This is a genomic window from Comamonas halotolerans (assembly GCF_030162935.1).
GTDB classification, from domain to species: Bacteria; Pseudomonadota; Gammaproteobacteria; order Burkholderiales; family Burkholderiaceae_C; genus Comamonas; species Comamonas halotolerans.
This window is the reverse complement of sequence record NZ_JASAUZ010000013.1, coordinates 34,043-45,982: the sequence shown is the minus strand read 5'-3', so window position 1 is coordinate 45,982 and position 11,940 is coordinate 34,043. Positions and strand designations below refer to the sequence as shown.

The 11,940-nt window shown below is 58.8% G+C and carries 10 protein-coding genes; all 10 read right to left on the bottom strand.

Annotation, left to right across the window (positions count from 1 at the left end; genetic code table 11):
• A partial coding sequence (locus tag QEP11_RS09700; RefSeq protein ID WP_284336446.1) for an electron transfer flavoprotein subunit beta/FixA family protein occupies positions 1-657 on the bottom strand: 657 nt, incomplete at its 3' end.
• A 41-nt stretch (positions 658-698) separates the two neighbouring features.
• Positions 699-1,889: a CaiB/BaiF CoA transferase family protein gene (locus QEP11_RS09695; protein ID WP_284336445.1), complete on the bottom strand. Its 1,191-nt coding sequence runs from the start codon at positions 1,887-1,889 to the stop codon at positions 699-701.
• A 15-nt stretch (positions 1,890-1,904) separates the two neighbouring features.
• Positions 1,905-2,990 carry an acyl-CoA dehydrogenase gene (locus QEP11_RS09690; RefSeq protein ID WP_284336444.1) on the bottom strand — a complete coding sequence of 362 codons (1,086 nt, stop codon included), beginning with the start codon at positions 2,988-2,990 and terminating at the stop codon, positions 1,905-1,907.
• A 12-nt stretch (positions 2,991-3,002) separates the two neighbouring features.
• Positions 3,003-4,181, bottom strand: coding sequence for an acyl-CoA dehydrogenase family protein (locus QEP11_RS09685; protein ID WP_284336443.1), 1,179 nt, complete (start codon positions 4,179-4,181; stop codon positions 3,003-3,005).
• A 12-nt stretch (positions 4,182-4,193) separates the two neighbouring features.
• Positions 4,194-5,387, bottom strand: coding sequence for an acetyl-CoA C-acyltransferase (locus QEP11_RS09680; RefSeq protein WP_284336442.1), 1,194 nt, complete (start codon positions 5,385-5,387; stop codon positions 4,194-4,196).
• 159 nt (positions 5,388-5,546) lie between these two features.
• Positions 5,547-6,533 (bottom strand): Bug family tripartite tricarboxylate transporter substrate binding protein, encoded by a 987-nt coding sequence (locus QEP11_RS09675; protein ID WP_284336441.1) that lies wholly within the window; start codon positions 6,531-6,533, stop codon positions 5,547-5,549.
• Positions 6,534-6,579: 46 nt separating this feature from the next.
• On the bottom strand, positions 6,580-8,079 hold the full coding sequence (locus QEP11_RS09670) for an AMP-binding protein (protein WP_284336440.1): 1,500 nt from the start codon (positions 8,077-8,079) through the stop codon (positions 6,580-6,582).
• A gap of 161 nt (positions 8,080-8,240) precedes the next feature.
• Positions 8,241-9,413: an acyl-CoA dehydrogenase family protein gene (locus QEP11_RS09665; protein WP_284336439.1), complete on the bottom strand. Its 1,173-nt coding sequence runs from the start codon at positions 9,411-9,413 to the stop codon at positions 8,241-8,243.
• Between the two features lie 60 nt (positions 9,414-9,473).
• Positions 9,474-10,451 carry a Bug family tripartite tricarboxylate transporter substrate binding protein gene (locus QEP11_RS09660; protein ID WP_284336438.1) on the bottom strand — a complete coding sequence of 326 codons (978 nt, stop codon included), beginning with the start codon at positions 10,449-10,451 and terminating at the stop codon, positions 9,474-9,476.
• An 84-nt stretch (positions 10,452-10,535) separates the two neighbouring features.
• A complete protein-coding gene (gene lpdA, locus QEP11_RS09655) occupies positions 10,536-11,936 on the bottom strand; it encodes a dihydrolipoyl dehydrogenase (protein ID WP_284336437.1) in 1,401 nt (466 codons plus the stop codon).
• Positions 11,937-11,940 lie beyond the last annotated feature (4 nt).

Below are 11,940 nucleotides of genomic sequence, written 5' to 3'. Positions count from 1 at the left end.
CTTCAAGGTCTTGATGCGCGGCGCCACATCCACGCCCAACTCTTCAGGCTTGATGGTGTCCAGCTGCTTTTTCTTGGCCTTCATGATGTTGGGCAAGGTCACGTAGCGGGGCTCGTTCAGGCGCAGGTCGGTGGTGATGATGGCGGGGGTAGAAAGGCTCAAGGTTTCCAGGCCGCCATCCACTTCACGCGTCACGTTCACCTTGTCGCCCGCCACTTCCACCTTGGAAGCGAAGGTGGCCTGAGGCAGATCTGCCAGCGCCGCCAGCATCTGGCCAGTCTGGTTGTTGTCGCCGTCAATGGCTTGCTTGCCCAGAATCACCAGAGCGGGCTGCTCCTTGTCAACCACCGCCTTGAGCAGCTTGGCAATGGCCAGGGGCTGCAGCTCGGCATCAGTCTCCACCAGGATGGCACGATCCGCACCAATGGCCATGGAGGTGCGCAGCGTCTCCTGGCACTGGCTCACGCCGCAGGAGACGGCGATCACCTCGGTGACCACGCCTTTTTCCTTCAGGCGCACAGCCTCTTCAACGGCGATTTCGTCAAAGGGGTTCATGCTCATCTTGACGTTGGCGATGTCCACGCCTGTGCCGTCGCTCTTCACACGGACTTTGACGTTGTAGTCCACCACGCGCTTGACTGGAACTAATACTTTCATGTCATATCTCCTGAATATGGGCTGCAACAAAAGGGTCGCAGTTAAATAATTTTTTGATTGCGCAGCGCGTGTACCGCTTCGGCATCCATCGCCAGCAACTCGCCCAGCACCTGCTCGCTGTGACCACCCAAAGTAGGCGGGATATGGCGCACCGGCAGGCGTTGCCCATCCACACGCAGCGGTGGTGCGAACACATGCACCTCACCCGCCTTGGGGTGCGGCAAGGTCTGCAGCAAGCCAGCTTTTTCCACCCGCTCGGAGCGAATGGCCTCCAGGATGCCGAGCACCTCGCCGCAGGGAATACCATGCGCCGCCATACGTTCCAGCAACACAGTTTTGGGGTGACGGCGGATTTCCTCGATCAGCAGCGGCAAAAGCACCTGGCGGTTTTCACGGCGCTGCAAATTCGTGGCAAAGCGCGGGTCATCCACCAGATCGTTGCGCAGCACAACATGACGGCAGAATTTTTCGTACTGGCTGTTGTTACCCACTGTGATGATCAAGCGACCATCGGCAGCCTCAAACATGCCGTAGGGCACGATGGAGGGGTGGGCGTTGCCGTACTTTTCCGGTTCATGTCCCATTTGCAGGGCTTCCAGCCCGTAGTAGGCGCTGACCAGCAGGCCACAATCGAACAAGGCCACTTCCAGCTTGCGTGGCTGGTTGTCGATCTGTCGCTTGAACAATGCTGCCAAAATCAGTTGCGCGGTGTACATGCCTGTGAACATGTCCACCACCGCCACACCGAACTTCAGTGGGGGCGTGTCTTTCTCGCCGTTGAGCGACATCAGGCCGGACTCGCCCTGCACCACCAGGTCATACCCTGGACGCGTACGCTCGGGGCCGTGCTGGTCGTAACCCGCAATATGGCAGTAAATGATGCGCGGATTAACAGCCAGAAAATCCTCATAGGCAATGCCCATGCGTTCAGCATCACCGCCCTTGAAGTTATGCACCACCACATCAGATTGCCGAGCCAGCTCCATCAGAATCTGGCGTGCTTCTGGGCGTTTGAGGTCCAAAGTCAGTGAGCGCTTGTTGCGATTGACGCTGTTGTAGTACGGGGTTTCCGTGTCGCCTATCTTGATCCCCCAATCGCGGGTGTCATCACCGCGGACCGGATGTTCGATCTTGATGACGTCCGCGCCCATGTCTCCCAGCACCTGGCCGCTCAAGGGGCCAGCAAAAACACGGGTCAGATCCAGCACGCGGATTCCTGGCAGCAATTGCATGGTGTGCTCCTTGGCTTAAAGGGCCGCCATGACCTGAGACAGGCTTTGATCCGCATTGTCAAAATAGTGATCCAGCATCACCAGGCGCTTGGCGTAATGCGCGGTATCAAGCTCCCAGGTCATGCCGATACCACCGTGCAGCTGCACGCACTCCTCTGCTACTTTTTGACCATTCACACCCACGGCATACTTGGCGGCACTCAGTCGCATGTGCTGGTCTGCTGCGCCAGCAAGCGTGGCTTCCAGCGCCAGGTCTGCGGCAGAGCGAGTCTGCTCAAGCAACAGCAAGATGCCGACCATACGATGCTGCAAGGCCTGAAACGTGCCAATTGTCTTGCCAAACTGCTTGCGGATTTGCAGATACTCCGTGGTCTTCTTGAGCAGTTGCTCCATGAGTCCCACTGCCTCGAAACACAGCAGCAAGGTGGCATGTCGCTGGCCTTGAGCCAAAGATGCCGCCACGCTTTTGCCATCCAGCAAGGCGTCTGCGGGCAACAACACATCGCGCAGTTGCAATGCAGATACCGAGCTGCCATCCAGGCCTGTACGCTGCTGCGCCTGAACACCTGGGGCACCCAGAGGTAGCAAGGCATAACGCTGATCGCTTCCCGCCTCCACAGCCAGCAGCACATGCGTAGACTCGGCGGCATAGGGCACCACAGGCACCTGCCCCTGAAGCACCCACTGCCCAGCAGCATTGGCCTTTGCTCGCACCACGCTGGCCATCGGATCGTTGTCCAGCGGGACGGTCACAGACCAGTCTCCTGCGACCAGAGACTCGGCGCTCAGGCCTTGCGGCAACTGGGCAAGCTGGCTCACCACATAGCCACCCACCACGTCCTGAAACAGACTGGCACCATGAAAAAGATGGCGACCGAATCGCTGCGCCAGCACCGTCTGAGCACGCAGATCCACACCACCATTGGCCACAGGATTGAACAGAAAGCGCACGCCCAGCTGAGCCAGCTGCGCTTCAGCTTTTTGGCGCAGCACTCCGGGGTTCTTAAGCGCCTGCAAAGAGGCCATACCCGCAGGGTAGTTGACCAGCAGCTTGTCGACCGAGTCTCCCAGCGCCAGCACGTCTTCCATATCGATTTGCATGCGGTGACCTCCTTACAGCCCAAGCACGAACTTGGACAAAATGTTTTTCTGCACTTCGTTGGAGCCGCCAAAAATGGACAGCTTGCGATGGTTGAAATAGTTCTCTGCAGCCGTCAGCAACGCGGTCGGAGCCTCTTCCAGGCCCACAGTTTCTGCGTCGTACAGCGCCAAGGCACGCGAGCCGGCCGCCTGACGCAGCAAGACAAACAGCTCCTGGCGAATTTCCGTACCCAGGATCTTGAGCACCGAACTCTCGGGCCCAGGCACGCCGCCGGAAGCACGCATCAAGATGCGCAAGTTGGTTTCTTTGAGGTTGTCGATGTCCATCCACACCTTCGCCAACTTCTGACGGAATAACATATCCTCAATAAGCGGCTTTCCATTGCGCTGTGCTTGCGCAGCCAAGGCGCGCAGCTTGTTGAACAAGGAGATGCAGATGCCTACGCCGGCAATGCCGGTACGCTCATACGTGAGCAAATACTTGGCACAGTCCCAGCCCCTGTTCTCCACGCCCACGAGGTTCTCCACGGGCACGCGCACATCCTGCAGGAACACTTCGTTGACCTCGTGCTCACCGTTGTACAGATAAAGAGGACGCACCTCAATGCCGGGCGTGTTCATATCGATCAGCAAAAAGCTGATCCCTTCCTGCGCCTTGGCCTGGGTGTCGGTGCGCACCAGACAGAACATCATGTTGGCGTGCTGCCCCAGCGTGGTCCAGGTCTTTTGACCATTCACGACATAGTGATCACCATCGCGCACGGCCGTCGTTTTCAGGGATGCCAGGTCCGAGCCGGCACCGGGCTCGGAATAGCCCTGGCACCACCAGTCTTCACCACTGCGAATGCGCGGCAACCAATGCTCTTTTTGCGCCTGGGTGCCAAACTTCAGGATCACCGGCGCCAGCATGCTCACGCCAAACGGCAGAATGCGCGGCGCGTTCGCAACGGCGGTCTCATAGTCGAACACATAGCGTTCCAGCGGCGACCAGCCCGGGCCACCCCACTCCTGCGGCCAGTGATTGACCAGCCAGCCTTCGGCATCGAGCAGGCAATGCCAGTGCACTTGCTCCTGCTTGCTCAGACCAAGACCGTTGCGGGTGCGCTCAATATATTCATGCGGCACCTTGTTCTGCATAAAGTCACGCACGCGCTGACGCAGAATCTCCGCTTGGGCAGATGTATCGCTCATGGGTACTTACCTTCAGTAGATTTCAAACAGGCCTGCAGCGCCCATGCCACCGCCCACGCACATCGACACCACACCCCACTTGGCTTTACGGCGTCTGCCTTCCATCAGAAGGTGACCGGCCATGCGTGTGCCGCTGATACCAAATGGATGGCCGATGGCAATCGAGCCACCATTGACGTTCAGGCGCTCCAGCGGGATTTCCAGCTTCTGCTGGCAATACAGGGCTTGTGAGGCAAATGCCTCATTGATTTCCCACAGATCAATGTCATGCACACTCAGGCCAAAGCGCTTGAGCAGTTTGGGAATGGCAAACACCGGACCAATCCCCATTTCATCGGGTTCGCAACCAGCCACCGCAAAGCCACGGAATGCGCCCATGACATTCAGGCCACGACGCTGCGCCTCTTTGGCCTCCATCATCACCACCGCAGCCGAGCCATCGGCCAACTGCGATGCATTGCCCGCCGTCACAAAGTTGCCCTCGCCACGCACGGGTTTGAGGGCAGCCAGGCTTTCCAGTGTGGTGTCTGCACGGTTGCAGGTATCCAGCGCCACATCCACCGCACGGCGCGAGGCTTCACCGGTCTCCTTGTTGAGCACTTCCATCTCGGTTTTGACGCGGATGATTTCATCGATAAACACACCGCTGGCCTGGGCCTTGGCAATCAGTTGCTGGCTGCGCAGCGAGAAAGCATCCTGCGCTTCACGGCTGATTGCATAACGTTGGGCCACGATGTCGGCGGTCTCGATCATGGGCATGTACACCGATGGCTTGTGCGCCAGCAGCCATGCATCCAGATCCTTGGCTTCTTCTGCAGGGCTGCGCACCATGCTGCGCGTACCTGTCACGCTTTCCACACCACCTGCAACGGCTACGTCCACACCGTCCAGCACAATGCGGCCCGCCACCATGGCGATTGATTGAAGACCAGACGAGCAAAAACGATTGATAGTGGCGCCACTGACAGTTACGGGCAGACCCGCACGGTGTGCAGACAGGTGGGCCACATTCTTGCCATTGCGTCCATAGGGGTTGGCACAGCCCATGATCACATCATCCACCGCGCTGCCTTCGACGCCGGCACGCTCTACGGCAGCCGCAATCGACAGCGCTCCAAGCTCTGGGCCTGACATGAGATTGAACTCGCCGCGCAGGGCTTTGGTCAGTGGTGTACGGGCATAGGAAACAATAACGGCTTCACGCATAGTATTTTCTCTATTAACAAATTAATTCTTGATAGTGAATTTATTCATCGAATTTTCATGACAAAACCGTATAAACCCTGACAAACTGTCCAAAACAATCACTAGATAGAGAATAAAAAAGCCACCCCAAGGTGGCTTTGACTGCTGCAATGCCCCCTGTCAGTGATCCAAAGAAATATTGGCCTTGCGCGCAATGGATTCATAGGCCTTGATGTCCTGATCAATCAAGGACTGGAACTCGGCGGGCTTGCTGCCTACCGCATCAAAGCCCATGGTTTCAAGACGCCTGGTGAAATCGGGGTTGCGCATGGCCTTGGCAATTTCATCGGACATGCGCTGCACAACGGGCTGGGGCGTTCCCTTGGGAGCCATCAGACCCAGCCATGAGCCCTGCACCATCTCGGGGTAGCCCGATTCAGCCATGGTGGGCACATCCGGCGCACAAGTGCAGCGCTGCGGTAGCGAAACGCCCAGCACTTTCAACTTGCCCGCCTTCACATGCGGCATGCCGCCAGTGGCGGGGTCAAAAATATAGGCCACCAGCCCCGACATCAAATCCGGCATGACCTGCGCGCTGCCGTTGTAGCCAACGTGCGTGCCTTCAAACTTGGCATTCATGGCAAACATGGCTCCCAGCAAGTGGCCGGTCGAGCCGGGGCCTGTCGAGGCATAGCTGGGCTTTTCCTTGCGCGCCCACTCCACAAACTCCGCCACATTGTTGGCGGGATTGCTGGCACTGGCGAACAAGAACAAAGGAATGTTCACCATATGACTCACTGCGACAAAGTCGCCAGGCTTGTAGGGCAACTTTTTTGCCAGCACCTGATTGGTGGTGTAGGCCGCAGGAATGATGCCGAAGGTGTAGCCGTCCGCTGGTGAACGGGCCAGTTGGCCAGTAGCCACCTGGGTATTGGCGCCCGGACGGTTCTCAATGATGATGGTTTGACCCAATGATTTCGCCACGTTTTCCATCAGAACCCGCGTCACTGTGTCTACGGGGCCACCTGCCGTGTAAGGCACCAGCACCTTGACAGTTTTTTGCGGCCAGTCGCTCCCCGCCCAGGCATTGCCTCCAAGCACGGCGCAAGCTGCCGCAGCCAGAGCACCCAGCACGGCACGACGGCCGCGGTTGTATACGGATTTCATGGTTTGTCTCCTAAAGAGAGTGAATGCACCTGAAGGTGTCTAAGAATTAGTGTGCGCAGAGTTGCGCGCGCAGTTCGCGCTTGAGCACCTTGCCGGAGGGGTTGCGCGGCAAGGCCTCGCAAATCACCAGTTTCTTGGGCGTCTTGAATCCACCCAGCTTGCCGCTGCAATACGTGCGCAGCTCTTGCAGGGTCAAGGATTCACCGGGTTTGAGTACCACGGCCACGGTGACACACTCCCCCCATTGCGCATCGGGCAAGCCGATGGCTGCCACTTCTGCGACCTGGGGCAGTTCATACACCACACGCTCCACTTCGGAGGAAGCAATGTTCTCACCGCCGCTGATGATCATGTCCTTCTTGCGGTCGGTCAGAAACAGAAAGCCTTCGCTATCCAGATAGCCCATATCGCCGGTACGGAACCAACGCTCAAAAAAGCTGGCATGGGTCTTGGCCTCATCGCGCCAGTAGCCCTGGGTAACTTTGGGACCGCGCAAGCACACTTCACCCTGCTCACCAGCAGGCAAAGGTTGACCATCGTCATCCAAAATAGCCAGTTCCACATGGGCCAATGCACGCCCGGTGGAGCCTATCTTTTCAATCTCGCGCCCCGCTTCCATCATGGTGTCGCCCGAACAAGTCTCCGTCAGGCCATAGGCATCGACATAGCGCGCCTGCGGAAACAGACCGCTGAACTCGCGAATGCGCTCTTCCGGTGTTCGCTCACCACCGCCAATCAACCACTTCAGACTGTCCAGCTGGTGCTGATGACTTGCACTGCTGTTCAGACAGCGATTGAGCATGACAGGCGCCATCCAAGCCCCCGTGATCTGCTCACGCTCGATCAAGGCCAGCACCTGCTCGGCATCAAAGTCGCGCTCCAGCACCAGCGCACCACCTGCCATCCACAGTGCCACGCCCGGCAGATCATAGGCGCCAACGTGATAGAGCGGCCCCACCACCAGCAATTTGTCATTGCGGCCAATGCCCAGTGCCGTGATGTGGTCCATGCACTTCCAGGCCATGTTGCCGTAGGTGTGCATCACCCCCTTGGGGCGATCGGTCGTGCCGCTGGTGTACATCAGCCGGTACAAGGTGTCGGGTGTGGCAAGGGACAGCGGTGGCACGTCGCCCTCCACCCCATGTGACAGCAGGCGGCTGTCAGCCTGCGCAACCTCATCGAGCACCACTGCAGTGACACCTGCTGGCACATTGCCTGCCAATTCGGCATCGGCAAACAACAGCTTCACCCCAGCGTGCTCAGCGATATACCCCACCTCATCGGTACCCAAGCGGTAATTGATAGGCAGCAGCACAGCGCCCACATGGGAAATAGCCAGTGACAGCTCCAGAAATGCAGCACTGTTTTTCATCAGCAGTGCCACCACTTCGCCGGCTTGCACGCCTTTGACCTGCAGCATGATCGCTGCGCGTTCCACCCGATCCTGCAGCGCGCCATAGCTCAGTCGCTGCGATTGATAGACCAGTGCCAGGCGCTGTGGCTCCGTGCGCGCCCACCAGGCTACGCTGGCTGTGACGGATGTCATCGTTGTCTCCTTACGCGGTATGGATTTGCAATCAGCGTGTCCCTGTGCTTGCTGCGCACCCTGTGCAAACACCTGCGCAGCGTCGAACAGCCTTGCCGAGCAAGCGGCACAGCCGCTGGCAGCAGCGCAGACGCGCCGGAACTCGCGGAATGGGATGTGCCTCAGTAGCCCTTGGGCATCTTCAATTCGTGGTTGGCCACATAGTTCAGCAGCATCTCTTCCGACACGGGCGCAAAGCGGAACAAGCGGCAGTCGCGCCACAGGCGCTCCACATGGAACTCCTTGGCATAGCCCATGCCGCCCATGGTCTGCATGGCACGCTCGGTGGCACGGCCCACGGCTTGCGCTGCAATCAGCTTGGCCGCATTGGCCTCGTTGCTATAGGGCAGATTCATATCGAAGTTGGTGGCTGCCTTGTAGTTCAGCAGGCGTGCGGACTCGACTTCCACGTGGCATTGCGCCAACGGGAACTGCAAGCCCTGGTAGGCGCTGATGGGCTTGTCACCAAACACCTTGCGGTCGTTGGCATATTCGACCGCCAGCTTGATGGCCAGTTCACCAGTGCCCACTAAACCCGCAGTGGTCACCATGCGCTCAGTGTTGAGCACGTCGAGCAGTTCGCGCCATCCCTTGTGCAAGGTGCCGACCAGCTCATCGGGCTCCACGCGCACGTTGTCGAAGAACACGCTGCTGGAGTCCAGGGTGCAAGTGCCCAGCTTGTCGATGGGCGTGTGGGTCAGCCCTTCACGCTTCACATCGATCATGAACATGCTCAAGCCATCGGTGCGCGATGCAGCATCCTGCAGCTTCTTGGTGCGTGCAATCACCAGCATCTTGTCGGCTGACTCCACACCGGTGATCCAGATCTTTCGTCCATTGAGGCGCCAACCATCACCGTCCTCGGCAGCAAACGTCTTGATCTCCAGCGTATTCGTGCCAGCATCCGGCTCCGTCAGGGCCATGCAGAAGTTCATTTCACCGCTGATGATCTTGGGCAGCAGCTCCCTTTTCATCTTTTCGTTGCCGAAACGCGAGATGGACACGCCACCAAAGATGGGGTTGATCATGAACAACTGGCCCACGGTGGAGCCGCCACCTGTAGCTGACAAGGCCTCCACAATCAGTGTCATCTCCATCATGCCCAGGCCGCTGCCGCCATGCGCTTCGGGCAGCGCCACACCGGCCAGACCGGCATCACACACGGCCTTCCAGTACTCCTTGGGGAACGCCTTCTCGGCATCGTGCTTGCGCCAGTACTCCATACCAAAACTCTCGCCAATCTGGCGCGCAGTTTCAATCATCATGCGTTGTTCGTCGTTCAGTCGGAAGTCCATGCTCAGGTCTCTCTTGTCATATAGGTGCCCGACGCGGCGCCATGCGCACCGGGCTGGGTTTTATTCCGCCTGGATACCGGCACTCTTGGCGAGTGCCTTCCAGTTATCGATTTCCTTGGCCAGAAAGGCTTGCGACTGTGCAGGGGTATCTCCCACGGGCTCCAGGCCTTCGCTGCTCAGCCATTTGCTCATTTCTGGGGATTGCAAAATGGCGACAAATTCCTTGTTCAGACGCTCCACCGTGGCTGCTGGTGTTTTGGCGGGCACATACAGGCCATACCAGACTGCGGTATCAAAGCCGGGCACACCGGCCTCCGCCACGGTCTGCATGCCCGGCCACAGGTTGGAGCGCTGGGCCGTGGTCAGGCCCAGTGCTTTCATCTTTCCTGCTTCTGCATACTTCTTGGCAGTTGCCAACGGATCAATCACCAACTGCACCTCGTTGCCCATCAACGCAGTCAGAGCCGCACTCGCACCCTTGTAGGGAACATGTGTGATGGGTGCTTGCGCCATCGAGCGAAACAGCTCGGAGGCAAAGTGCACCGATGTGCCGATGCCAGGCGTGCCGTAATTGACCTTGCCGGGATGAGCTTTGGCATAGGCCACCAGCTCCTGCACATTCTTGACGGGCAAGTCGTTGCTGACCAACACGGCAAATGGCCCGCGCACCACCGTGCTCACTGCTGCCAGATCCTTGGTCACGTTGTAGGGCAGCTTGCTCTTGATCGCGGGCTCGGTGGCAATGGCGCCGCTGTGCAGCAAAATGGTGCTGCCATCAGCCTCCGAACGCACAGTGGCATCTGTACCAATGGCACCGCCTGCACCCGGTTTGTTTTCGACGATCACCTGGCGCCCCATGCGCTCACCCAGTTGCTGTGCCAGCTTGCGGCCCAAGATATCCGAGGTTCCGCCTGCGGAATAAGGCACGATCAAACGCATTTGCTTGCTTGCCGGAATGTCCTGCGCATGGACGACACCGCTCAGCCACGTCATGCTCACTGCGGCCAGTATGGTCAAGGGTTTGTTGAAAGCGCTCATGTTTGTCTCCGTATTGATGTGTTGTGCGCCTGGGTGCTGGTGCACCTCTTGGTTGTGCCTGCTCCCTGTTATCCGGTTGCTGCGTCAGATATGCAAAGCCCTTCCGTACGCGGCAAGAACCGCTTCATGCATGGCTTCCGACAGAGTGGGATGTGGAAACACGGTTTCCATCAACTCCGCCTCTGTCGTCTCCAGCGTGGTCGCCAAGGTGTAGCCATGCACCAGCTCGGTCGCTTCTGGCCCCACCAGGTGGGCACCCAGCAACTCGCCGGTTGCTGCATCAAAGATGGTCTTGATAAAACCTGCCGCTTCATCGATCGCAATGGCCTTGCCATTACCCTCCAGCGGGAACTTGCCCACACGCAAGTCCTTGCGCTGCACACGAGCCTGGGCTTCGGTCAGACCCACCGCAGCGCTTTGGGGATAGCTGTATACACACGATGGGATCGGTGCGTGCTGCTGTCCCCCTTGGCGCAAACCGGCAATATGCTCCACGGCTGCAATGCCTTCATGACTGGCCTTATGGGCCAGCATGGGAGCGCCGGTGATATCGCCAATCGCATACACACCGGGCTCATCTGTCACCCCCCAGTCGCCCACAGCCACCAACCCCTTGTCAAGCTGCACCTGGGTGTTTTCCAGGCCCAGCCCTTCGGAATTGCCCACCAACCCCACTGCTACCAGCACGCGCTCCGCATGCAGGGTTTGCGGTTTGCCTGCCTGCTCCACCGTCAGTTGCACGCCATCGGCCTGTACCTTGCCAGCCACCAGCTTGGCATCAGTCAGAAAATGGATGCCTTCCTTGGCCATGGCCTGCTGGGCAAATGCACTCACGTCTTCATCGCTGGCAGGAAGCACGCGAGCTGCCGCTTCCACCACAGTCACACGGCTGCCCAAAGTGGCGTAGAAACTGGCAAACTCCATGCCAATCGCACCCGCACCAATCACCACCAGCGATTTCGGCAGGGACTTGGCAGACAGTGCCTCGCGGTAACCCCAGACACGGTCGCCATCGAAAGGCAACATTGGCAACGCGCGAGCTCTGGCTCCCGTGGCAATGATGATGTGTTTGGCGTGCAACAACTGCTGGCCTTGGCCGTCCACCACCTGCACCTGCTTGCCCTTCTGCAGGGAAGCCGTCCCCATCAAGACGGTCACACCGGCTTTTTTGAGCAGGTGCGTGACACCGCGGTTCAACCGCTGTGAGACCTGACGCGAACGTGCCACAACCTTCCCAAAATCCACCCGTGGCTCACCCACCGTAATGCCCTGTGCACCCGCATGGCGAATACGGCGTATGGTGTCCGCCGAGTGCAGCAGCGCCTTGGTAGGTATGCAGCCCCAGTTCAGGCAGATGCCACCCAGGCTCTCGCGCTCCACCAGCGCCGTGCGCAGCTTGAGCTGCGCTGCACGCAATGCAGCCACATAACCACCGGGGCCTGCACCAATCACAACCACATCAAAAGTTTGCGAGGTATTGCTCATATGT

Bases quoted from the DNA above. Each gene is read 5' to 3' on its own strand.
- QEP11_RS09685 (WP_284336443.1), bottom strand. From the start codon at position 4,181: ATGAGCGATACATCTGCCCAAGCGGAGATTCTGCGTCAGCGCGTGCGT.
- QEP11_RS09675 (WP_284336441.1), bottom strand. From the start codon at position 6,533: ATGAAATCCGTATACAACCGCGGCCGTCGTGCCGTGCTGGGTGCTCTG.
- QEP11_RS09690 (WP_284336444.1), bottom strand. From the start codon at position 2,990: ATGCAAATCGATATGGAAGACGTGCTGGCGCTGGGAGACTCGGTCGAC.
- QEP11_RS09665 (WP_284336439.1), bottom strand. From the start codon at position 9,413: ATGGACTTCCGACTGAACGACGAACAACGCATGATGATTGAAACTGCG.
- QEP11_RS09670 (WP_284336440.1), bottom strand. From the start codon at position 8,079: ATGACATCCGTCACAGCCAGCGTAGCCTGGTGGGCGCGCACGGAGCCA.
- QEP11_RS09680 (WP_284336442.1), bottom strand. From the start codon at position 5,387: ATGCGTGAAGCCGTTATTGTTTCCTATGCCCGTACACCACTGACCAAA.
- QEP11_RS09660 (WP_284336438.1), bottom strand. From the start codon at position 10,451: ATGAGCGCTTTCAACAAACCCTTGACCATACTGGCCGCAGTGAGCATG.
- QEP11_RS09695 (WP_284336445.1), bottom strand. From the start codon at position 1,889: ATGCAATTGCTGCCAGGAATCCGCGTGCTGGATCTGACCCGTGTTTTT.
- lpdA (WP_284336437.1), bottom strand. From the start codon at position 11,936: ATGAGCAATACCTCGCAAACTTTTGATGTGGTTGTGATTGGTGCAGGC.